Raw genomic sequence first — 24,123 nt, forward strand, 5'->3', positions numbered from 1 at the left:
AGACTCGGCTCCGGCGGCTTCGGCTACGGCGGCGAGCGGCACGCCTGCTCATCACAAACATGCCCACGGCGCATCGGGCGCCGCTGCGGCCTCCGACGCTTCGTAGACGCGGACCCACGCGCCAATGAATATCTCCCGTCTGTTTATTCTCAGGCCAGTCGCCACGCTGCTGCTGATGATCGCCCTCGTGCTGGTGGGCCTCGTCGCGGTGCGCGTGCTGCCGGTCTCGTCGCTGCCTAACGTCGACTATCCGACCATTCAGGTGCAGACCTTCTATCCGGGTGCGAGCCCGGACGTGATGGCCACCACCGTTACCGCGCCACTCGAAGTGCAACTGGGCGAGATTCCCGGCTTGCAGCAGATGACCTCGTACAGTTCGGATGGCGCTTCGGTCATTACGTTGCAGTTCGACCTGTCGCTGAACCTCGACGTCGCCGAACAGAATGTCCAGCAGGCCATCAACGCGTCCAATAGCTATCTGCCTAGCGGCCTGCCCGCGCCGCCGACCTACGCCAAGGTCAATCCGGCCGACCAGCCGATCCTGACGCTCGCGGTCACGTCGAAGTCGATGTCGCTAACGCAGCTCGAGGACACCGCCAACAATCGTCTGGGCACCAAGATCTCCGAAGTCTCGGGCGTGGGTCTCGTGACGACGGCCGGCGGCAACGTGCCCGCCATTCGTGTGGAAGCGGACCCGCAGAAGCTCGCCGCCTATGGCCTGAATATCGACGACCTGCGCACCCTGCTGAGCTACGTCAACGTCAGCCAGCCGAAGGGCAATTTCGACGGTCCGGACCTCGACTACACGATCAACGGCAACGACCAGATCTCAGATCCGAAAGACTATCTGAACACGGTCATTGCCTATCAGAACGGCGCGCCGGTGTTCATGCGCGACGTGGCTCGCGTGACCTCGGCCGCTCAGGACGTCGAACGCGGCGCCTGGTACAACGGCACGCCCGCAATCGTGCTCAACGTGCAGCGTCAGCCGGGCGCGAACGTGATCGCGACGGTCAACCAGATCATGAAGCAGTTGCCGCAGCTCGAATCGACGCTGCCGGCTGGCATGAAGGTCACGGTGGTGTCGGACAGCACGGGCGTGATCCGTTCGTCGGTGTCGGACGCGGCGCTCGAACTGATACTCGCTATCGTGCTGGTGGTGGCGGTGATCTTCGTGTTCCTGCGTAACGTGCCGGCCACGCTGATTCCGAGCGTGTCGGTGCCGGTCTCGCTGATCGGCACGCTGGCGGTGATGTACCAGCTCAATTACTCGATCGACAACCTCTCGCTGATGGCGCTCATCATCGCCACCGGCTTCGTGGTGGATGACTCGATCGTGATGATCGAAAACATCGTGCGCTATCTGGAGGAAGGCAAGACGCCGCTCGAAGCGGCGCTTGAAGGCGCCGGGCAGATCGGCTTCACGATTCTCTCGCTGACCATTTCGCTGATCGCCGTGCTGATTCCGCTGCTCTTCATGGGCGGCGTGATCGGGCGTCTGTTTAGCGAATTCGCCGTGACGCTCGCAGTGACCATCGTGATTTCGGCGGTGGTGTCGCTGACCGTCGTGCCGATGCTGTGTGCCCGTATGCTGCGTGCCCAGGCCGAACGGCAGCCGAGCCGCTTCGAGCGGATCAGCGAGGGTTTATTCGACAAGACCCTCGCTGCGTACGAACGCGGCCTTGCCTGGGTGCTCGAACACCAGGTGCTCACGCTGGTGGTGTTCGTCGGCACCCTGGTGCTCACCGGCCTGCTCTACGTAACGATTCCGAAGGGCCTGTTCCCGGTGCAGGACGTTGGGGTGATCGAAGGCATCAGCGTAGCGGACAACTCGGTCTCGTACAGCGCGATGGTGGATCGTCAGGCGGCGCTCGCCGATGCGATCCTGAAAGACCCGGACGTCACTTCGCTTACTTCGTACGTGGGTATTGACGGCATCAACACGACGCTCAACAACGGCCGCTTCCTGATCAACCTGCGCGACAAGGACAAGCGCTCGCTGACCGCGCAGGAAATTGCGCGGCGTTTGCAGACCGAAGTGGCCAAGGTGCCAGGCATCAGGCTGTATATGCAGCCTGAGCAGGATCTGACGCTCGACACCACCGTCTCGCCGAACCAGTACAAGTTCGTGCTGCGCGGCCCGAGCCAGCAGGCGTTCAACCAGTACGTGCCGGCGCTGATCGACAAGATGAAGCAGATTCCGTCGATCACGGACGTGCAAAGCGACATGAACACCAACGGCAATAGCGTGTACGTGGAGGTCAACCGGCAACTGGCGGCGCGCTACGGCATCACGCCGGCCACCATCGACAACGCGCTGTACGACGCGCTCGGGCAACGGATCGTCTCGACCATCTTCCAGCAGTCCGACCAGTACCGCGTGATTCTCGTCGCCAAGCCGGAAACCTTGCCTACTGTGCAGTCGCTCGGCAACCTGTATCTGCCGAGCCAGACCAGCAGCAGCGGCCAGGTGCCGCTCGCGGGCATCGCCAAGATCAGCATCACGAAGTCGCCACTGGTGATCAGCCACCTCGCGCAGTTCCCGGCGGTCACGGTCTCATTCAATCTGGCTGAGGGCGCCTCGCTGAGCACCGCGGTTGACCGCATCAACCAGGCTGAAAAAAGCGTGAAGCTGCCGCCGTCGATCACCTCGTCGTTCCAGGGCGCGGCCCAGGCATTCGAGGATTCGCTCTCGAGCGAGGTGTATCTGCTGATCGCCGCACTGGTGGCCGTCTATATCGTGCTGGGCGTGTTGTACGAGAGCTTCATCCATCCGGTGACGATTCTGTCCACGCTGCCTTCGGCCGGGATCGGCGCCCTGCTCGCGCTGATGATTGCCGGCAGCGACCTGGACGTGATCGGCATTATCGGTATCGTGCTGCTGATCGGTATCGTCAAGAAGAACGCCATCATGATGGTGGACTTCGCGCTCGATGCCGAACGTAATCACGGCAAACCGCCGCGTGAGGCCATCTTCCAGGCATCGCTGCTGCGTTTTCGGCCCATTTTGATGACGACGCTCGCCGCCATGCTTGGCGCCCTGCCGATGCTGCTCGGCAGCGGCACGGGTTCGGAACTGCGCCGTCCGTTGGGTCTTGCGATCATTGGCGGTCTGGCGCTGAGCCAGATGCTCACGCTCTTCACCACGCCGGTGATCTACCTGTTCTTTGATCGCATGGCGCAACGCGTGAAGCTTCGACGTGGACGTAGGTCGGGCAATGCGGGCAGCACCGACGACAAGACCGGGGAGACGCCTTGAATATCTCGGCGCTCTTCATCCGGCGCCCAGTAGCGACCACGCTGCTGGCGATCGCGATCCTGATCTCCGGCGCGCTGGCCTACTTCCGGCTGCCCGTCGCGCCGTTGCCGAACATCGCCTTTCCGGTGATCGTGGTGCAGGCGAACATGGCCGGCGCGAGCCCGGACATCATGGCGTCCACCGTGGCCGAGCCGCTCGAACGGCGGCTCTCCACGATTGCCGATGTGGCGGAGCTGACTTCGATCAGCTATGTCGGATCGTCGATGATCGTGGTTGAGTTCGGCCTGAACCGCGACATCAACGGCGCGGCCCGCGACGTCGAAGCGGCGATTCAGGCGGCGCGCGCCGACCTGCCGACCACCCTGCGCAGCAATCCGACTTACCGCCAGTACAACCCGGCGGATGCGCCGATCATGGTGCTCGCGCTGACCTCGGACACGCTTACCAAGGCGCAGTTGTACGACTCCGCGGATTCGGTAATCCAGCAGCAACTCTCGCAGGTGAATGGTGTCGGGCAGATCACGCTCGGCGGCGGCGCGTTGCCGTCGGTGCGGGTCGAATTGCAGCCGGGCAAGCTGAACAGCTACGGCATCGGCATGGAAGACGTGCGCGCGGCGATCAGCGCGGCCAACGCCGACAGTGCGAAGGGCCACCTCGACCAGGGCAGCCAGCGCTATGTCGTGCTGTCCAACGACCAGATCACCAAAGCCAAGCCCTACCGCGACCTTGTGGTCGCCTACCGGAATGGCGCGCCGGTGATGTTGCGCGATGTCGCGCAGGTCAGAGACTCGAACGAAAATATCCGCAACGCGGGGCTCTATAACGCCAAATCCGCGGTGCTGGTGATCGTCTATCCGATGCCCGGCAGCAATGTCGTGAGCACCGTCGACCAGATCCATGCCGTGTTGCCCGCGATCGAGGCAACCTTGCCGAGCAGTGTGCATATCGGTGTCGCCATCGACCGTTCCGAATCGGTCAGGGCGTCGGTATCCGATACTGAACGCACCTTGTTTATCGCCGTGCTGCTGGTGGTCGGCGTGGTGTTCGTTTTCCTGCAGTCGCCGCGCGCTGTGCTGATCCCGGCTGTCGCGCTGCCGCTCTCGATTGTCGGCACCTTCGGGCCGATGTATCTGCTCGGCTACAGCATCGACAATCTCTCGCTGATGGCGCTCACCATCGGCACCGGCTTCGTGGTCGACGATGCGGTGGTGGTGCTGGAGAATATCGTCCGGCACCTTGAACTGGGCTTAAGCCCCAAGGAGGCGGCACTCAAAGGCAGCTCCGAAGTGGGCTTTACGGTGATCTCGATGAGCCTGTCGCTGATCGCGGTGTTCCTGCCCATTCTGCTGATGCCTGGCATCGTCGGGCTGCTGTTCCATGAGTTCGCGGTCACGCTGTCCATTGCGATCCTGATTTCGCTGCTGATCTCGCTCACCGTCACACCGGCCATGTGCGCGTATGTCCTGACCCGTGAGAGCGTCGGACATTCGAAGTCGCGCTGGGCCATGTGGGTCGAGAAGCAGTTCGACCGCTTCAAGGACGCCTATTCGCGCACGCTCGCTGCTGTGCTGGACCACTCGCTGCTGGTGATCCTGCTGCTGATCGGCCTGCTGGTGGGCAACGTGTTCCTCGCGCGCCTGCTGCCCGCCACCTTCTTTCCGGAGCAGGACACCGGCATTCTGATCGGGCAGATCATCGCCGATCAGAGCATCTCCTTCACGGCGATGGAAAAGAAGCTCGCCCAGTTGCAGCAGATCGTGGGGAAAGATCCCGCCGTGCAGTCCGTGGCCGGCTTTACAGGCGGCCGCGCGCTCAACACCGCGAACGTGTTCGTCGAGCTCAAGCCGCTATCGGAGCGCCACTCCACCGCCACCGAGATCGTGAACCGCCTGCGGCCCAAGCTGAATGCGGTCTCCGGGGCACGCCTGTTCATGCAGGCGCAGCAGGATCTGCGGATCGGCGGCCGGCAGTCCGCAGCCGAATACCAGTACACGCTGACGAGCGAGGATTCAACGGCGCTCTTCAAGTGGACGCCGCTGCTCGTCGCCGCACTCAACAAGAAGCGGGCCACACTGGTGGACGTGAATTCGGACCTGCAGCAAAACGGTCTGCAGACCTACGTCACGTTCGACCGCTCCACTGCCGCGCGCTACACCTTTGCGCCGAACCAGATCGACAGCGTGCTGTATGACGCATTCGGTCAGCGCACGGTCTCGACCATCTACAACCCGCTCAACCAGTACTTCGTGGTGATGGAAGTCGCGCCGGAGTACTGGCAATTTCCGCAGTCGCTCGACCAGGTGTACCTGAGCACGGCGGCGGGCAATGCCACCGGTACCGCAGGCACGCAGATGCCGGGCGCCACGGTGAAGGGCGTGACGGCACCGAGCGCGGTCAGCACCACATCGACCAGTTCGACCAGCACCAACACGCTGAACTCGAATGCGGTCGCCAATCAGACCAACAACAGCATCGCCAACAGCAAGGGCGGCAGCTCGAGCGGCAGTGCGGACAGCACGTCGGCGGAGACCATGGTGCCGCTGGGGGTGCTTTCCCGTTACACCAACAGCCACACAGCGACCCAGGTGAACCACCAGAGCGGACTGGTAGCCGCGACGGTCTCGTTCAACCTGCCGACGGGCGGTTCGCTCAGCAAGGCCGGTGCGGCGATCGAGGAGACGGAGCGCGAGATCGGCATGCCGGCGAGCATCCACGGCTCGTTCGCGGGTGCCGCCCAGGCTTACGCGCAGTCGATGGGGACGATTCCGCTGCTGATCCTCGCCGCGCTCGTGGTCGTGTATATCGTGCTGGGCGTGCTCTATGAGAGTTCGATTCACCCGCTGACGATTCTCTCCACCCTGCCCTCGGCCGGGATCGGCGCCACCCTCGCACTGCTGATTTTCGGCACACCGTTCTCGGTGATCGCGATGATCGGCATCATCCTGCTCATTGGTATCGTCAAGAAGAACGGCATCATGATGGTGGACGTGGCGATCCAGTTGCAGCGCACCGAGGGCATGAACGCGAAGGAAGCGATCCACGCTGCCGCCGTGGTGCGTCTGCGGCCTATCATGATGACCACGGCCGCGGCGGTGCTAGGCGCCGTGCCGCTCGCAATCGGCATTGGCCAGGGCGCGTCGCTGCGTCAGCCGCTCGGTATCACGGTGATGGGCGGCCTGATTCTGAGCCAGGTCTTTACGCTTTACACGACGCCGGTGATCTACCTGTACCTCGACCGTCTGCGCGCCAAGCTCGTCAGGTGGTCGGCCAACTTGCCGTGGAACCGGCAAGAGGAACAACCAGGGCAACAACCGGGGCAACCGGATACGAAGGCATGATGATGAAGATTCCCCGCAAACCGCTGGCCGCCGCGCTCGCCTTGCTCATGAGCGGCTGCATGGTCGGCCCGGACTACCACCGCCCGGCTGTCCCCGTGCCGGCGACGTATCGCGAGTTGCCCGGCTGGACCCAGGCCGAGCCTGCCGCCGCCGTATTCAAGGGCGACTGGTGGACCGGCTTCAACGATCCGCTGCTCAACGAACTCGAACCGATGGTCGTGGTGTCCAACCAGACCGTGCGGGAAGACTACGCAAACTATCAGGAAGCGCTCGCCGAGGTACGCGTAGCGCGCGCCAGCCTCTTTCCGACCATTGGGGTGACAGGCTCAGCCACGCGCGCGCGTAGTTCCACCGGCAGCCTGAGCAGCAGCAATTCGAACCTCAGCGGCTTCCAGAAGGTGAACAACTCCGGCTCCCTCGAAGGCAGTGCCAGTTGGGAACTGGACGTCTGGGGCGAAGTGCGCCGCACCATTGAAGAAAACGCCGCGACGGCCCAGGCGAGCGAAGCGACCCTTGCCAATGCGACCTTGTCCGAGCAGATTGCCCTCGCCACGGCGGTCATCGATCTGCGCATCACCGATGCGAATATCGATCTGCTGCAGCAGACCGTGACCGCCTTCCAGCACTCTCTGCAGGTGGTCACCGATCAGGACCGGGCCGGCACCGTCGCCCCCTCGGACCTGATTACCGCTCGCACGCAACTGGAAACGACGCAGGCCAGCCTGATCGCCCTGGGCGTCGCGCGCGCCCAATATGCGCACGCGATTGCGGTACTGGTAGGCAAGAATCCGGAAGACCTCGATATTCCGCACAGCACGAGCATGCCAGACCTGCCGTCGATACCCGTCGGCGTGCCTTCGACCCTGCTGGAACGCCGCCCGGACATCGCGACCGCCGAACGGCAGATGGCCTCGCAGAATGCCGCCATCGGCGTGGCGGTGGCAGCCTATTACCCGACTATTTCGCTGTCGGCGCTGGACGGCTTCACGCAATCGCCGTTGTCCGGCCTGCTGCACGCGGCTAACTACGTGTGGTCGCTGGGCGGCAGCGCGAGCGAAACGATTTTCGATGGCGGCGAGCGCAGTGCCGAAGTCGCGGCAGCGAAGGCAAAGTATGACGCCGCGCTCGCGAATTACCGTGGCACCGTGTTGACCGCTTTCGAAGATGTGGAGAACGATCTGTCGGGCTTGCGCATTCTCGCCCAGCAGTCCGTCGCATTGGACGCGGCGGTGAAGGACGCCATTCGCGGCACCGAGATTACCGTCAACGAATACCAGGCCGGCACGGTGGACTACACCACCGTCGCAACCGCCCAGGCGACCCAGTTGTCCAATCAGCAGTCCGCGCTGACCGTGCAGGAACAGCGTCTCACGGATGCAGCCAACCTGATCGGCGATCTGGGAGGCGGCTGGTCGGCCAGCCAGTTGCACGACGCGCAGCATCCGGAAAGCGCTGCGCGCGCGGCGAGCAAAGCGATGGCTGGCGGCGCGGCAAGCGAAGCGACGGCGGCAGCCGCCACGGGGAATCCGGCGAGTTCGCCCGCAACGCCCTAAGCGGTCTGGGTGCTGACGCCACGGAGAGTGGCGTCTTCTTCAACGCGTGGCATCACCGATACCAACGCGCTGCGCGTTAAGCGCTAGTGCCGTCCGCGCAACCGCATCCAGCGCCGTGCGTATGGCCCGCGTTGCTGTCGTCCCATGCGGAACCCAGAATGATCTTGCAGAAATTCAGCCGCTTGTAGCTCGGATCACGCAGTTCGAGCACATCGGCCTTGACGTTGCCAAACGTCGTTTCGGGCTTGCTGATGGTGCCGTGTGCGAAGGCGTCGATGATGCCGTTTTTGAAGTCCTTCTCACGCGGATGAGCCGCCACCACCTGGATGCGCTGCTCTTCGCTGAACTCGTCATACGCGAGACCGAGCACGTCCATTTCGACACCAGCCGTCACCAGCGCCACGACCGGCTTCAGATGCTCGGGGACGCCCGGCGTCGTATGCAACGCGATCGACAGCCAGACTTGTTCGATATCGTATTCGCTCGCTCCGTACTGAGTCAGGAAGTTGCGCGCCGAGTTGGCGCCGTCCACTTCGAAGCGGTCCGTCTTGCTGCTATAGGTATCGACCAGGCCCATGTCATGAAACATGGCGCCGATGTACAGCAGTTCCGGGTCAAATTTAAGCTGTTTGCGCTGGCCCGCGAGCGCACCGAACAGAAACACCCGGCGCGAATGGTTGTAGAGCAGATCGGGTTCGGTGTCGCGCACCAGCTCGGTGGCGGCGCGTGCCATGATGCTGTCGGGGATCTCGATTCCGGCGATGGTATTCATTTCGGTTTCCTTATCAATGAAAGTGGGCAGGTTCGTACTTGATCGGCTACGGTTGACGCGATAGTGACTTTTGCGCGGCGCGTGATGAACGGCTGCCGCGCTTCACGTCTCGCGCCGCCCGCCTCACGCTTCAGATTCAGGTCATGAAGCCCGGCGAGATTGCATCGCTTGCTGGGAAGGTCTGCATCAGCGAGTCGTCGAGCAGCCACTCCCGATGAGCGAGCGCTTCGGCTTCGGCGCGTGCTTCAATGGGCGAACTGAGTGTAACGCCAGATGATGCCGTCGTCATGGAGCGAACGTGTCTGGTGGGCTGCTTCATGATGTCCTCCACAGGTGTGTCGATGCAGACCAGTATTGGCCAGCAGCGCCGCTGGGACAATCGGCAAGGACCGTTAAAGCGTGCCAACCGCACGCGGTTTACTGCCGCGAGCGGTGGCAAGGCAACAATAAAAAAGACTTGTGCGCATCAGCCATGCCCCTATTGGACTGGGGTCGGTTCCGGGAAAGTCCACGCGCCGCTCAGGATTTCGGCGCGCGGCCGGTATAGGCGCACCGTGTAGTTCCAGCCGGCGACAATCGGCAGACAATTGGCTATCTGGCCGTTGCAGCCGCCAAACTGGACGCTGATCGAGCCGTCGGCGTCCTTCTTCGCGGTGAGGTCGTTGAGCGTGTACGCGTTGTAGGCGTTCTTCTGGAAATACCCTTTGGCGTTGTAGACGCTCACCGACCAGAAAGCATCCACAGGGACGTCCTTGACCTTGAGTCGATACACGGTCTTGCCGTCATTTTTCAGTGGCGTGATGTTCAGGTAGGTCGCATCCTTGTCCGGATTGCCGCCCCAGGCCGCGGCCGTACCTATCAGGTGTCGTACGGGGTCCACCTCCTCCTTGGTACCGAACGCTTTCTTGAAGTCCGGCAGCGTTGTCGCGAGAATCAACAGCGCGTCACGCACCTTCTTTTGACTTTGTGCATCCCAGTGAGGAAATTCGAGCTTGCCCGGCCCGCTTTGACTGACCGTAATGGCGTCCTGCAACGCGTGCACCTGGTTGATGTCGTCCGGATTGGCGGGATCGACCAGTGTGCGAATCGCAACCACCACGTAACGCGTACCGACACTGTCGCGAGTCAGCGTGTGAGCACCTGCGCCGTAGAAAACGTTGGGCACGTAGTGATCTTCGTTGATCACCTGCATCGACATGAAACGCTTGCCCGGGTCGGGCATCGTAACCGTTACAGGTCCTGCATCCAGATCGAAGACGCCGGATGAATAAAGCGTGTCGCGGTTCAGCCGGATGACGGTCTGATGATCAATGGATGCGGGCTCGCGGCGATGCAGCAACTTTCCCATGCCACCCTGCTTTGCCAGCGAGCCGATATACAGATCGGATTCGGCGCGAACGAAGTTGTCGACCGTAACCGGAACCGATGCGCCACTGACCGCCGCAGCAGGATTCTGCGCATATGCATTCTCGATGGACACGACAGCGCTCAGCATGCAAACAGCGGTCAGAGCCCTTTTCATCACGTACTCCTTTCGGTTCGTCCGGACGCGGCCGCCGTTAGCATCGCAGCGGAACCGGGTAGCATCGCACCCACGTCAGACCTTAACCGCAATCCGCGACTGCACGCAATCGTCCCGGTCAGCACTCGTCGCTCGCACCGATTCATCCCGCATAGGTCAGCCGGGTTTCGCAATCAATGTTGCATCCTCCCCTTGCACCCGCTGCTAGCGACCGGAAAAACGATGTGATAATTCGAGCTCCCAAAGTGATTCTGGCGCACAGTCCGTTCAGACTGCGCGCCCTGGCAACCAGGAGCCATGCATGGCACACGGCGAGCATAAGTACGCGGTTTCGGTAGAGTGGATCGGCAACCGCGGCACCGGCACCTCGGATTATCGCGACTACGGGCGTGACCACATGATCCGCGCCGGCAGCAAGCCGGAGATTCCCGGCTCATCGGACCCAGCGTTTCGCGGTGACGCGGCGCGCTGGAATCCTGAAGATCTGCTGGTGGCCTCAGCGTCCGCGTGTCACAAGCTCTGGTATCTGCACCTATGTTCCGACGCCGGCATTGCTGTCATGGCCTACCTCGATCATGCCGAAGGGACCATGACCGAAGGCGCACAGCACGGGCAGTTCACGCAGATCGTGCTGCGCCCGCATGTGCGCATCCGCGCCGGCGATGACCGGGAGTTGGCGATCCGCTTGCATCATGCGGCGCATGAGCAATGCTATATCGCGAACTCGGTCAATTTTCCGATTCTTTGTGAGCCGGTTGTCGAAAGCGTTGCTCCGTAAAAGAGGCTAGCCGCGCATGCCTGGTCATTGCACTGGCTGCTCGGGCTTGCGTGCAATGAAGTGCAGCCACGACGCGTCGCTCGTCTGCGCATCGCTGTAGACGCGCTTGCCATCGCCGCATCCAAATACGGCCTCGACCACGAATCCCAGCGATTCCAATTGGCGCCGCTGTTCAGCGAGCGTGGTGTAGACGATCAGAATGCCGAAATAATGCGCTGCTGCCGTTTTGATCGAATAGCCCTCATAGTTGCGATGAAAGCGCGCGTGCCGTGCGTAGTTGTAGCTGGCTAAAGGCAGCGTGCGTAGCATGCGCAGCGTCCGCCATCCGAAGCGCAACGGGTTGAGCGTCAAGCGCGGCATCAGATTCGAAATGCTGTCCTGGAAGCCGGAGCCGTCGCGATTGTGACTTGAGAACCAGACCACGCCGCCAGGGCGGGTCACGCGAAACATCTCCTTCAGGATCAGAACGCGATCTTCGTAGTTCACACAATCGATCCCGTTACAGCTGAAGGCCGTCAGCGCAAAGTGATCGGATGGCAGTCCTGACATATCCCGTGCATCCATGTGATGCAGAGCGAGGTTCGGGTAACGCGTCCGGGCGTGTTCGAGCAATTTCGCCGTGTAGTCGATCCCTGTGTAATCGGACGACGTCTGCATCATCAGCGGGATTGTGCGGCCCGCGCCGATCCCGATGTCGAGCAATGGCTGATCGCGGCACTCCTCGGCGATCTGCTCGAATGCCGCCTTCTCGCCGGGATCGATCCACGACTTGCTGCGCTGGAACTCGCGTGAGGCATCGCGCGAGTTCCATGCCCGCTGGTTGATCTGGTCAAGGGAAAACTGCATATCCATGGCTGCACTCCGGTCGTGTAGAAAATCCATTCCTCTCGCGTCCACCGGCTTGGCCCTCGGTTCATCAGACCCGGGAGCCGGTTCGCCAAAACGCGGACGCAAGTTTCTGGCGCCGGTCAAAAGTGACGAGGCGCGGCGGCGGTCATTGCGCGTTGAATCGGCCGGGGCGAGGTATTTGCCTGGGTCCGCTCTTTTGGCCCAGGCCCCCCGGTTACCGCTGAAAAAAAGACGAACGAGTGCGACCCGAATCTCAGGTCTACCCATGCAAAATTATTATCTGTTTAAAACGATTAGCTTTCTGCTTGCCTACATAATCGTCAGTTAACTCGACCGACGTCAACAGACAAATGTGCGTTCGCCCACACCCCACCGATTGAAAAGTAGGTCGCGTCCGGATAACGGGCGATATCTCAGTGCCATCCCTAAGCTCGCAGACCCCCTGTTAGCAAACGTTATGACGGGTCGCGGGATAAACGACGACCCTCGCGAACGCGCAATATTGCACCTGGGCGTTATGGGTGCGCTTCCTGAACTGTCGGGGAATCGTCGGATGGACGTCGGTTTTCCGTCGGGTGCTCAACCACGTGCCTGTAGGTTGGCGATCGGATAACCGCGCTCACAACGTGGGGTAAACGTTAGTTTTAAACCTGATGATCGTTAGCGGGTGGTTAGGCTAACGTCGTGTCATTGTGGGTTCTTCGTCGGATCGTCGTCGGCGTATTGTCGGGTCAGTCGGGTCACCGACGGATGGCGGCATGAATCCGCCGGATTCACCCCGACGACATTCGAAGGTACGCTCATCGGCGCCGTCGTCAGGCCGCTCGCTTCGGGCACCATGCCTCATAGGCATGCCCCTCAGCCTGCAAAGTCGTGTTCCTGTCCGCTAGTTCCGCCTAAATTACTTCTCAAGCAGTCCGCTGACGACAACCGCCCCACCGTCGTCGCGATGCCTCCCAGCGATATCAAAGCTGAACCGGTCAAAGTACCGGCCCCGCTCAACTCATCAGGAGAATCGGCCATGACCCGTTACACCCATCAAACTGCCCCGACGCAATACATTGAAGCCGACGGCATCCGCTTCGCCTTCCGGCGTTTCGGCAAACCGGGTGGCGTACCGCTCGTGTTCAACATTCACTTCACCGGCACGATGGACCATTGGGATCCGGCGATCACGGACGGATTCGCGCAGGATCGCGAGGTCATTCTGTTCAACAACGCTGGCATCTCCAGCACATCAGGCGAGGTGCCGGAGTCGATTGAAGAGATGGCCGCCAACGCGGCGGCATTCATCAAGGCGCTCGATCTGCAGCAGGTCGACGTATTGGGATTTTCGATGGGCGGTCTGATCGCTCAGACCCTGGCCATCGCCGAGCCGCAACTGGTCCGCCGCCTGATTCTGGTGGGTACAGGTCCGCGCAGCGGCGAAGGGATGACCTCCCTCACGCCCGAGGCTCAGGAGATTTTTGGCGCAAGCTACGCGGAGCCGGATCATTTGTGGCTGCGTGTGCAATTCTCGCCCTCGGATGCGAGCCAGGCCGCGGGCTATAGGTTCTTGAAGCGGTTTCGCCTGCGTACTGAATGGCGTGATCCGGAAGCTAACGACAAGGTCGCACCCGCACAACTCGCCGCGCTCGCCAAATGGGGAGTACCGCGCGAGAACCCTTACGACTATCTGAAACAACTTAAGCAGCCAACGCTCGTGGTCAACGGAGATCACGACGTGATCATCTACTCGATCAACTCGTGGATCCTGCAGCAGAACATCCCCAATGCGCAGTTGATCCTGTACCCCGATGCCAACCACGGTTCGCTGTACCAGTATCCGGAGCGCTTTGTCGCACATGTGACGCAGTTCCTGTCCGAGGTCTGAAACCGTGCCTGTGCCGCAACTGCATGCATAACCGACGGGGACGATAATCAGAAGCATCAACTACGTGCCGCGTCCTCGCGCCGATCCAGTCCAGCCCACGGCCACGGATCGGCGCTAACAGGCCAGCACCACCGCTGTTCGCATTACCGCAAGCCGCCGTCCGCCTCTTCCAGCCCCCGCTGCCCTCGCCGCCCTCGCCGCCGATGCGTCCTCGCACAATCGGCTAAGATTAGCTGTTAGCAGCCCATTCCGGCCGCCCGATCCGCACGTGCGACGGCCGCCTTCCGCAATCAGAGGAACCCAGCATGGCCACATCCAGCTATACCGACACCCGACTCCTGATCAATAACGAGTGGTGCGACGCCGCCAGCGGCAAGACCATCGAGGTCATCAACCCTGCTACCGGCAAGGCTATCGGCAAGGTCGCTCACGCCGGCATTGCCGATCTCGACCGCGCACTCGCTGCGGCGCAAAAGGGCTTCGAAGCCTGGCGCAAGATTCCCGCCAATGAACGTGCCGCCACCATGCGCAAAGCCGCCGGTCTGGTGCGCGAACGCGCCTCCGACATCGCTCGCCTGATGACGCAGGAACAAGGCAAGCCGTTCCCCGAAGCCCGCGTCGAAGTGCTGTCCGCCGCCGACATCATCGAGTGGTTCGCCGACGAAGGCCGCCGCGTCTATGGCCGCATCGTGCCGTCGCGCAACCTCGCTGCGCAGCAACTGGTCCTGAAAGAGCCAATCGGCCCGGTCGCCGCCTTTACGCCGTGGAATTTCCCGGTCAATCAGGTCGTGCGCAAGCTGAGCGCGTCGCTGGCCTGCGGCTGCTCGTTCCTCGTCAAGGCGCCGGAAGAAACGCCCGCGTCGCCTGCCGCGCTGTTGCAGGCGTTCGTCGAAGCAGGTGTGCCGCCCGGCACGGTGGGCCTCGTGTTCGGCGATCCGGCTGAGATTTCCAGTTATCTGATTCCGCACCCCGTCATCCGCAAAGTGACCTTCACCGGTTCGACGCCGGTCGGCAAGCAACTGGCCGCCCTGGCTGGCGCGCACATGAAGCGCGCCACCATGGAGCTGGGCGGTCACGCACCGGTCATCGTCGCGGAAGACGCCGACGTCGCGCTCGCCGTCAAGGCAGCGGGCGGCGCGAAGTTCCGTAACGCCGGCCAGGTCTGCATTTCGCCGACGCGCTTCCTCGTGCACAACAGCATTCGCGAAGCGTTCGAGCAGGCGCTCGTCAAGCACGCAGAAAGCCTCAAGCTGGGCGACGGCCTGACCGAAGGCACCACCCTTGGGCCGCTCGCCAACGCGCGACGCCTGACGGCCATGGCCAAGGTGCTCGAGAACGCACGTGCGACCGGCGCAACTGTCGCGACGGGCGGCGAGCGCGTCGGCAGCGAAGGCAACTTCTTTGCGCCGACCGTGCTGACCAACGTGTCGCTCGAAGCGGATGTCTTCAACAACGAGCCGTTCGGTCCGGTCGCGGCCATTCGCGGTTTCGACAAGCTGGAAGATGCAATCGCTGAAGCCAACCGGCTGCCGTACGGCCTCGCGGGCTATGCGTTCACGAAGTCGTTCACCAACGTGCATCTGCTGTCGCAACAGCTTGAAGTCGGCATGCTGTGGATCAACCAGCCGGCGACACCGTCGCCGGAAATGCCGTTCGGTGGCGTGAAGGACTCGGGCTACGGTTCGGAAGGCGGCCCGGAAGCCATGGAAGCCTACCTGGTGACAAAGGCTGTATCGGTGATGTCCACGTAAGCTGGACAGACGCCGTCTACGTTGGATCGAAGTGGCCCCATGCGGGGCCACTTTTTTTCGTGCGGTCAGCGTTACTACTCCGTGCGCCATGTCACGGCACCCCCACCGGAAGCAGCACGATCCCCTATGTGAATTCCCCGTGCGAGTTAAGCGTCCGCTTGACAAGCACGCAACTACGAAGGTAACCTTAACAGGTAGCCTTCATAGTTTGTGCGAGGTCCGGCATATGAACGAAATCCAGCGTGACCCAGACGCGGTCCGCGTCACGGCGCTCGCAGGCGAGCTTCGCGTCGTGATCGGTCAGTTGAAGCGCCGCCTGCGCGAGCAATCAAACCTCGGCGATCTCACCTGGACCCAGTTGCGCGTCCTGTCGCGGCTCGACAGCGAAGGGCCAGCCACGGTCACTGCTCTCGCCCGCGCTGAAGGCATCCGTCCGCAATCCATGGGCGAGACCGTCTCCGCATTGAAAGCAGCCGGGCTCGTGAGCGGCGCGCCGGACCCCTGCGACGGCAGACAAACCGTCCTGTCACTCACACCAGCCTGTATCAAAGCCATCAAGACCGGCCGGGCAGCCAAGGACGACTGGTTGTTCAAGGCCATCAGCACCCAGCTTGCGGTGGCCGAGCAGGAACAACTCGCCGCCGCCGTTCAGTTGCTCAAACGTATCGTTGCAACGTGACTCCCCCACTTGCTTCGCCCCTGCCGCCGCTCCCGCACCCATTCCAGCCCCCTCATCCGGAAGAAAACATCATGGCAGTCACCACACTCGATCCCCAAACCGCACTCGTTGTTATCGACCTGCAAAAAGGTATTCTCTCGCTGCCCACCGCGCACCCCACCGGTCCGATCGTCGAGCAGGCGTGCGCGCTGCTCGAAGCGTTCCGCCGGCATCGTCTGCCGGTCGTGCTCGTCAACGTAGCGGGCGGTGCGCCTGGCCGCACTGAGCAGCCGCGTCACACAGGCGGCTTTCCTGCTGACTGGGCCGACCTCGTGCCGGAACTGAACCAGCAACCGGAAGATCACCTGGTCACCAAGCACACCTGGGGCGCGTTCACCAACACCGACCTCGAGCAGTATCTGAAGAGCAAGGGCGTCACGCAGGTTGTGATCGCCGGCGTGGCAACCAGCATCGGTGTCGAATCGACCGCCCGCTACGCCTACGAACTCGGCTTTAACGTCACGCTGGCCGTCGACGCCATGACCGATCTGAACGCGGACGCGCACCACAACGCCATCACGCGCATGTTCCCGCGTCTGGGCGAAACCGGTACGACCCGCGAAATCATCGATCTGCTCGACAAGACCCACGCATGATCGCCTTCACCAGACAGCGTGCGTGCACAGGGATGAGCCGGTGACAGGCACCTTCCGCTCACTGCGCGGCTTCAACTACCGGGTGTGGGCCGCGGGCGCACTCGTGTCCAACGTCGGCACCTGGATGCAGCGCACGGCGCAGGACTGGCTTGTGCTCACCGAGCTGACCCATCGCAACGCCACCGCGGTGGGTATCGTGATGGCGCTTCAGTTCGGACCCATGCTGTTGCTCTTGCCGCTGACCGGATACGCCGCCGACCATCTTGACCGCCGCAAGCTGCTGGTGATTACCCAGGCCACCATGGGCGCGCTCGCGCTTGGCCTGGGTGTGCTCACGCTCACTGGACTCGTGCAGTTGTGGCACGTCTATCTGTTTGCGTTTCTGCTGGGCTGCGTGACTGCGTTCGATTCCCCCGCGCGTCAAACCTTCGTTTCCGAACTGGTCGGTGAGGAAGAGCTGTCCAACGCCGTGGGACTCAATTCCACCTCGTTCAACGCTGGGCGGATGATCGGCCCAGCGGTGGCTGGCTTGCTGATCGCGTCGGTAGGCACGGGCTGGGTGTTCCTGATCAACGCCGTGTCCTTTGCGGCCGTGCTCGGGTCGCTGAAAATCCTGCGCGTCGATGAACTTCATCTGAAGCTCAAGGCGCATCGCAGCCGCAGCAGTTTCATTGACGGGTTTCGCTACGTCGCGAAGCGCCCCGACCTGAAAGCGCTACTGCTGATGCTGTTTTTGATCGGGACGTTTGGGCTGAACTTCCCTATCTTCATCGCCACCATGTCCGTCACGGCGTTTCATGCCGGAGCGAGTCAGTATGGACTGCTGAGTTCTACGATGGCGATCGGTTCCGTAACCGGCGCACTGCTCGCCGCGCGGCGCGCGCGACCACATATCGCGCTGCTGCTGGTCAGCGCGGCGTTGTTTGGCTTCGGTTGTGCGGTCGCGGCCTCGATGCCCACCTACGTGTTGTTTGGCATGACGCTGGTGGCCATTGGTGTCTGCACGCAAACTTTCACGACATCGACCAACAGCCTCGTGCAACTATCCACTGAGCCCGCCATGCGCGGACGGGTGGTGGCGATCCTGCTCGCCATTGCATTGGGCGGCACGCCGCTAGGCGCGCCGATCGTCGGCTGGGTTGCGGACCATTTCGGCCCCCGCTGGGCCATGGGGGTGGCCGCAGCTTCAGGCTTCGCCGCCGCGCTGGTCGGAATTCACTACCTGAAGAAATATCGCAACCTGCACGTGCGGTTCGAAAACCGACGTTTGCGCGTGAGTTTCGATGCATCCGATCCATACGCTTTCACACCACAAGCCGCTGCGCCTGCGTCGGGACAGAACGTTTCGTGACCGGCGACGGTGTGGGATGGTTGTGGGATCGCCCCACGCCTGCACCGCCCTTACCTTTCGTAGACACCAGTTCGAGCGGCCGAAGCATTTACCACGCGCATCGTCCATTCCGTCTTGTGGCGCAGAATGGGTTGCTCGATATAGCGCCACGACAACTTCGCCAACAGCAGTGCCACGGCAAACGACACGCCGGCGCCAAGCAACTGCGCCCAGCCCGGCACCGGTGCACCGTGAAACAGCGCACGCACGCGGCCCATATGTGCGGGATTGGGCACGAAGTTGTGGTACAGATAAAAGCCGTAGCTGATACGGCCCAGCGACACCAGCCAGCCGATCTCGAGAAGTCCAAGCAGCCGCGCACTGCTGCTACATGCGATAGAACACACTAGCGCTGCAATCGCGATCCCGTATAGCGTGCAGATGCTCGTGTAAGCGAGCGGCCTGGCTGTTTGTGTCCATTGAGGCTCCGTAGTGCAGAACGCTGCGACAAGCAGCAGTAACGCAAAGAAACTCGCGGGATGGGACAGCACCCGTTTAAGCATCGAACCATCCTGCCGCAACCACGCGCCACCTATTCCGCCCAACGCCAGCAACCAGAAATTCGTCAACGGATGCGTATAGATGACAATTTCTGGCAGACCGACCGCGTGCATCCACCACATCGAAAACACGCCCGCAGCAAACACAGCAAAGCAGATAGACCGATGCCAGCGCAGCGGCGCGAGCAATAACAACGGTGCAAAAAACAGGTAAAACTGCTCCTCTATCGACAGGCTCCACAGATGCGAATAGGGTCCAGGCCAATAACGCAACTTTTCACCAACCCAGATGTTCGACAGGTAAGCAAAATGAAATGGCAGCCCACCTTTCAGTTGCGGACTTGCAAAGCCCAGCATCATCAGCAGCGCCATGACTGTCAGCAGAAGGTAATAGATCGGAAAGATGCGTAACGTGCGCCGAAACAGAAAGCGCTTGATCTCCGTGGAAAAATGACTCGCGCCGATGTCAATGCGTTGGCGTTGCGCCGACAGGATTCCAGTAATCAGAAAGCCGCTCAGCGCGAAGAATATCCACACGCCGAGATGTCCCGTATCGTTGCGGCTGCTCAGCAGACGATGCTGTAAAAACACCATCAGTACTGCGATGGCGCGCAGTCCATCGAAGCCACGAATCCTGTTATCCATGAATAGCATTGTCCGAGTCGGGGAGCGGCCTTCACGCCAGCATCGCTAAGGACGGGCGGGCGCTCACATTGAGAGGTCGCCGGTTCGACGGAACGTGGGTTCAGCGAGGCGCAGCGCCACGCAAGCGTGGCGGAAAAGAAGCGCGGCGCATGTCGCGCCACGGTCTACGTCATCAGGATAGGACGCAACGGAAGAAAAAAAAACCGTTGATCGAACGCGCGGATAATGAAAATAAATCCCCACGTTCACGCGATTTTTTTAGTTGTAAAAAAATAATTCTCGCGGAGCGGATTCACCATGCGGGCATTGCGATTGCTACTGCCCGCGACGTGAGATGAAATGATGCGAACCTTGCGTGAAAATCAATGCGATATGTAAGGCTCGTCTGTCTAGCCTTACTCGCAGCGTTACGCATCAATCTTTTCCAGGTCCGAGATCGGGATGAGTTTTAGCCAGTTCAATGACCCACTCGGTAAAAGCGCGCACCCGTGAACTCAAATTGCGTCGATGCGGATAGACGATCGACAATGGCGTCGAAGGGATCGAAAAATCGCTGAGGATCTCGCGCAGTTCACCCTGCTCGATCATGTCCGCGACCATAAAACGCGACGGCTGGATGATGCCGTAACCCAGCACCCCCGCTGTGATATAAACCGTGCCGTCGTTCACGGCGAGCGCACCGTTGACCGGCACCTTGACGATCTCGCCATTCACTTCGTATTCGAAGGGAAAGGTTTTACCCGTGCGCGCGGAGACGTAGTTGACCGCACGATGATGCTCCTGTAGTTCTTCGAGCGTGGCAGGCGTGCCATGCGCGTCCAGGTAAGCCGGCGACGCACAGGTTGTGATGCGCGAGTTGCCGATGCGCCGCGCGACGAGGCTCGACTCTTCGAGCGCGCCCATCCGGATCACGCAGTCGACGCCATCCTGGATCAGGTCGATGTTGCGGTCCGCGAGACCGAGGCGCACATCGATATGCGGAAACTTTTGATAGAAATCGCCGAGCGCCGGCAACAGCAGCGCTTTGGCAAGCGTTCCGGAGGTGTCGACGCGAATCGTACCCGTAGGGCTCTTCCGCTTGTTCGACAGCGACGACTCCGCGTCCGAGATCTCCGTGAGGATGCCCACACATCGTTCGTAGTACAGCGCACCGTCCTCGGTGACGCTGACCTGCCGCGTGGTCCGGTTCAGCAGGCGCACGCCCACATGCTCCTCAAGCCCCTGAATCAGATTACTCACCGACCCGCGAGGCAAATCGAGCAATTCCGCTGCCTTCGAGAAGCTATTGGTTTCCACCACACGCGTGAATACTTCCATGGCCTGCAGGCGGTCCATACTGTAATCCTTGTTGAACGAGGTTTAGGGGATTGGCTGCTTAGCGGTGCGGTGCAATCGGCGTGACGCGCAGCTCACGCCGCTGCGTCATCACCGCGCGTGACGCATCAGCAGACTGACAAGCGCCAATGGATCGTACGGTTTGCGCAGTGACGTCGCTTCGGGGAGCGCCGCCTGTTGCGCCGGTGTCAACACCAGATCGTAGCCGCTCAGAAACACAACCGGAAGATGCGGCCGAAACCGGCACGCATCAATTGCCAGTTCGACACCCGAGCGGCCTGCCAGTCCGACATCGGTGAGCAGCACGTCGACAGGTTCTTCGCTGAGCAAACGCAGCGCCTGCGCCTCTTCCTCGGCTTCGAGAATGTCCAGACCGAAGGTGCGCAGCAGTTCGGCTGTGCTGATGCGAACCAGTTCGTCGTCTTCCACATACAGAATGCGCAAGCGGCCTACCGGATCGCTAGCAACGTCGTCGGCATTCCCGGCAGCGGCGGCGTGGGAAACGTCTGTGGCAGTGGTGTGCTGGGGTTCAAATGACGCATCCTCGGGTCCTTGGCCGCTCTGCAGCCGCATCACATGCCGCACCTTGCGCGCCAGTGCCTCATACGTATAGGGCTTGCTGAGCAACTCGATACCTTCGTCCAGACGTCCGGCATGCACGATGGCGTTGTCCGTGTAGCCCGAGGTGAACAGCACGGCAACCTCAGGCAACCGCTCACGCGCCTTGCGCGCCAACTCCGTGCTGCGCAGCGGGCCAGGCATTACCACATCGGTAAACAGCAGATGAATCGGCACGCCACTTTCGACGATGGCGAGCGCGCTTTGCGCGTCCTTCGCCTTGAGCACGCGATAGCCGAGGTCGCTCAACATCTCGACCACAGTCGAGCGCACGTCCTCGTCGTCTTCGACCACCAGCACTGTTTCCACGCCGCCTTTGAACGGTCCTGCATCCACGAGCGTTTCGCGGTCCTCCTCCTGCCGCACACGCGGCAGATAAAGGCGTACTGTCGTGCCGTCACCCGGTTCGCTATAGATCTTCACGTGACCGCCCGACTGCTTCACAAAGCCATACACCATACTAAGCCCCAGCCCCGTGCCCTGGCCTTCGGGTTTAGTCGTGAAGAACGGTTCAAAAGCCCGTTCGCGCACGTCAGGCGGCATCCCCGAGCCGGTATCGGTCAACGCCACCATCACGTACTGACCGGGCGTCACGTCCACGTTGCGCTGTGCGTAAGTGTCGTCAAGCGAAGCGTTGCCCGCTTCCATCGTGAGCCGGCCGTGCCCCTTCATCGCGTCGCGGGCGTTGATGGCCAGATTGAGCAGCGCATTTTCGACCTGGAACGGGTCGACCAGCGTATTCCACAACCCACCCGACACCACCGTTTCGATCTCGATGCCGTCACCGAGTGCGCGGCGAAACATGTCGTCCAGCCCACGAATAAAGCGACCGAGGTTGACCACCTTCGGCGCCAGCGGCTGACGCCGTCCAAATGCGAGCAACTGCGAAGCGAGGTTCGCGCCGCGCGCCACACCGGCGAGTGCATTGCGCACGCGTTGCCCGGCGATCTCGTCACCGGCCACGTCCTTCGCCAGCAATTGCAGATTGCCGCCAATCACCTGCAGCAGGTTGTTGAAGTCGTGCGCCACGCCGCCCGTCAGCTTGCCGATCGACTCCATCTTCTGCGCCACTCGTAGCGCTTCTTCAGCATGCTGCAAGGCCTCGGTGGTTTCCTTGTCGGCGGTGACGTCGCGCCCTACACCGTGAATGCGCGCCGACGCGGGATCGAGCGACACGGTCCACGCCACCCAGCGCCACGCGCCATCAATGTGCCGAAGCCGCGTCTCGTAGCGCACTGGCAATCCCGTACGGCGCAAGCGTTCGAGATGCGCGGTCACGAGTTCGACGTCGTCGGGATGGACCAACTCCAGATATGAGTGCGACAGCAGCCAGTGCTTCGAGTAGCCTAGCGCCGCGCTCCATGAAGGGCTGATCCGTTGCAGCGTGCCGTCGAAGTCGCCCACCGCCAGCAGGTCCTCGCTCAATTCCCACAGCCTGTCGCGATCGGCGACGGCTTCGGCGACGCGCTGCTCGAGTGTTTCGTTCAGTTCGCGCAAGGCGCCCTCTGCCTTGGTGCGCTCGACGATCTCGGATTGCGCGGCCTGATAGAGCCGCGCGTTGTCGATAGCGATCGCGGCCTGCGCCGCAATGCCGGCCACGATGCGCTCGGCGCGCGCGTCGAATACACCCGCCTGCGGATGTCCAAACAGCAATCCGCCGAGCACCTCGCCCGTACGCGAGACCACGGGCGCAGCGAGGTAGCTGCGCACCGACGGGTGACCTGGCGGCATGCCATGATGCGGCCCACTCGTGCCATAGCGCGGATCCTTCGTGACATCGTCGATCCGCACGATGCGCTCGCCATTGAAGGTGGGTTCGAAGAGGCGGGTAATGCGCGGCACCGGAAAGCTGTCGAAAGCCTCCTTAGGCGCACCCGACAGCGTGTACAGCCGGTAGCTGCTGCCTTTATCGTCGTTCGGGTCCCGCACGTTATAGAAAAACGAGCCGAACGCGGCGCCAGTGAGTTCCGTGGCGGCATCGGTCACGATCTGCACGGCGCGGCCCAGATCCAGCTCCGCCGCGACAGTCTTGCCGACCCGGTTAAGGATTTCTAGCGTGCGCGACTCCTCGCGCAGCGTGCGTTCAGTATCGCGTCGCAAACGCGCAAGGTGCAGATTACCCGACACGCGCGCCAGCAACTCACGCGCGGAAAACGGCTTGGTCAGATAGTCGTCAGCGCCGGATTCGAGGCCGCCTACCCGTGCCTCTTCCCCTGCGCGAGCGGACAGCAGCAGCACCGGCGTTTCGCATAGCAACGGATCGTTGCGCAACGCGCGTAGCAGGCCGACGCCGTCGAGGCGCGGCATCATCACGTCCGAAACGATCAGGTCGGGCGGCGCCTCACGCGCAGCATCGAGCGCAGCTTGTCCATCGACCGCGACGCTCACCTCGTGACCCGCCTGACGCAGAATGCGGCGCATGTAGTCGCGCAGATCGGCGTTGTCATCCACAACCATGACGCGCCCGGTCACCTTGGCAGATGAGCGATTAATGCCCGCATCAACAGCATGTGCAGGGTCTTCGGAATCGAGCAAGGCTTGCGGCTCGTCGAGTTCCGCTTCGCCGTGAGCGTTGGCCTCGCTGTCCGTTTCGGGAATCCAGCGGCGCGCGGCATCGACATAGGCG

Annotated in this window: 16 protein-coding genes; 9 read left to right on the plus strand and 7 right to left on the minus strand. The window is 61.9% G+C overall.

The annotated features are described in order from the left end of the window. The first annotated feature begins 124 nt into the window (after positions 1-124). The 3 genes from WCA85_RS26870 to WCA85_RS26880 are packed head-to-tail and all read left to right on the plus strand — an operon-like array spanning position 125 to position 8,150. Positions 125-3,259, plus strand: a complete 3,135-nt coding sequence (locus WCA85_RS26870; RefSeq protein ID WP_424067901.1) for an efflux RND transporter permease subunit — start codon at positions 125-127, stop codon at positions 3,257-3,259. Continuing rightward, a complete protein-coding gene (locus WCA85_RS26875) occupies positions 3,256-6,597 on the plus strand; it encodes an efflux RND transporter permease subunit (protein WP_424067902.1) in 3,342 nt (1,113 codons plus the stop codon). The genes WCA85_RS26870 and WCA85_RS26875 overlap by 4 nt, the downstream gene beginning before the upstream one ends. Next, the gene (locus WCA85_RS26880; RefSeq protein WP_424067903.1) at positions 6,594-8,150 is read left to right on the plus strand and encodes an efflux transporter outer membrane subunit; all 1,557 of its coding nucleotides are present in this window, start codon (positions 6,594-6,596) and stop codon (positions 8,148-8,150) included. Before WCA85_RS26875 ends, WCA85_RS26880 begins: the two co-directional genes overlap by 4 nt. Positions 8,151-8,226: 76 nt before the next feature. Here the strand turns inward: WCA85_RS26880 and WCA85_RS26885 are convergent, their stop codons facing one another. The 3 genes from WCA85_RS26885 to WCA85_RS26895 all read right to left on the minus strand — a co-directional run bounded on the left by WCA85_RS26885 (position 8,227) and on the right by WCA85_RS26895 (position 10,444). Further along, entirely contained in the window at positions 8,227-8,922 is a 696-nt protein-coding gene (locus WCA85_RS26885; RefSeq protein WP_424067904.1) for an HD domain-containing protein, read from the minus strand. Between the two features lie 136 nt (positions 8,923-9,058). Further along, entirely contained in the window at positions 9,059-9,241 is a 183-nt protein-coding gene (locus WCA85_RS26890; RefSeq protein WP_424067905.1) for a hypothetical protein, read from the minus strand. Positions 9,242-9,400: 159 nt separating this feature from the next. After that, positions 9,401-10,444 (minus strand): DUF1254 domain-containing protein, encoded by a 1,044-nt coding sequence (locus WCA85_RS26895; protein ID WP_424067906.1) that lies wholly within the window; start codon positions 10,442-10,444, stop codon positions 9,401-9,403. A 301-nt stretch (positions 10,445-10,745) separates the two neighbouring features. Between WCA85_RS26895 and WCA85_RS26900 the strand changes: the two genes are divergently transcribed. Further along, positions 10,746-11,222: an OsmC family protein gene (locus tag WCA85_RS26900; protein ID WP_424067907.1), complete on the plus strand. Its 477-nt coding sequence runs from the start codon at positions 10,746-10,748 to the stop codon at positions 11,220-11,222. A 24-nt stretch (positions 11,223-11,246) separates the two neighbouring features. Here WCA85_RS26900 and WCA85_RS26905 read toward each other — a convergent pair whose 3' ends face one another. Continuing rightward, positions 11,247-12,074 carry a class I SAM-dependent methyltransferase gene (locus tag WCA85_RS26905; RefSeq protein ID WP_424067908.1) on the minus strand — a complete coding sequence of 276 codons (828 nt, stop codon included), beginning with the start codon at positions 12,072-12,074 and terminating at the stop codon, positions 11,247-11,249. 1,018 nt (positions 12,075-13,092) lie between these two features. Here WCA85_RS26905 and WCA85_RS26910 point away from each other — a divergent pair. The 5 genes from WCA85_RS26910 to WCA85_RS26930 all read left to right on the plus strand — a co-directional run bounded on the left by WCA85_RS26910 (position 13,093) and on the right by WCA85_RS26930 (position 18,360). Next, positions 13,093-13,944, plus strand: coding sequence for an alpha/beta fold hydrolase (locus WCA85_RS26910; RefSeq protein ID WP_424067909.1), 852 nt, complete (start codon positions 13,093-13,095; stop codon positions 13,942-13,944). 305 nt (positions 13,945-14,249) lie between these two features. Beyond that, positions 14,250-15,695: an NAD-dependent succinate-semialdehyde dehydrogenase gene (locus WCA85_RS26915; protein ID WP_424067910.1), complete on the plus strand. Its 1,446-nt coding sequence runs from the start codon at positions 14,250-14,252 to the stop codon at positions 15,693-15,695. 226 nt (positions 15,696-15,921) lie between these two features. After that, positions 15,922-16,374: a MarR family winged helix-turn-helix transcriptional regulator gene (locus tag WCA85_RS26920; RefSeq protein ID WP_424067911.1), complete on the plus strand. Its 453-nt coding sequence runs from the start codon at positions 15,922-15,924 to the stop codon at positions 16,372-16,374. 71 nt (positions 16,375-16,445) lie between these two features. Continuing rightward, entirely contained in the window at positions 16,446-17,009 is a 564-nt protein-coding gene (locus tag WCA85_RS26925) for an isochorismatase family protein (protein WP_424067912.1), read from the plus strand. Positions 17,010-17,049: 40 nt separating this feature from the next. Further along, positions 17,050-18,360 (plus strand): MFS transporter, encoded by a 1,311-nt coding sequence (locus WCA85_RS26930; RefSeq protein WP_424067913.1) that lies wholly within the window; start codon positions 17,050-17,052, stop codon positions 18,358-18,360. Positions 18,361-18,410: 50 nt separating this feature from the next. On the opposite strand, the gene WCA85_RS26935 is transcribed toward WCA85_RS26930, so the two are convergent. The 3 genes from WCA85_RS26935 to WCA85_RS26945 all read right to left on the minus strand — a co-directional run. Next, entirely contained in the window at positions 18,411-19,544 is a 1,134-nt protein-coding gene (locus WCA85_RS26935; RefSeq protein ID WP_424067914.1) for an acyltransferase family protein, read from the minus strand. Between the two features lie 414 nt (positions 19,545-19,958). After that, positions 19,959-20,879 (minus strand): LysR family transcriptional regulator, encoded by a 921-nt coding sequence (locus WCA85_RS26940; RefSeq protein ID WP_424067915.1) that lies wholly within the window; start codon positions 20,877-20,879, stop codon positions 19,959-19,961. Between the two features lie 90 nt (positions 20,880-20,969). After that, positions 20,970-24,123 (minus strand): response regulator (locus WCA85_RS26945; protein WP_424067916.1); only part of this gene is annotated, 3,154 nt, incomplete at its 5' end.

It is taken from the genome of Paraburkholderia sp. (assembly GCF_049581445.1).
Classification (GTDB): domain Bacteria; phylum Pseudomonadota; class Gammaproteobacteria; order Burkholderiales; family Burkholderiaceae; genus Paraburkholderia.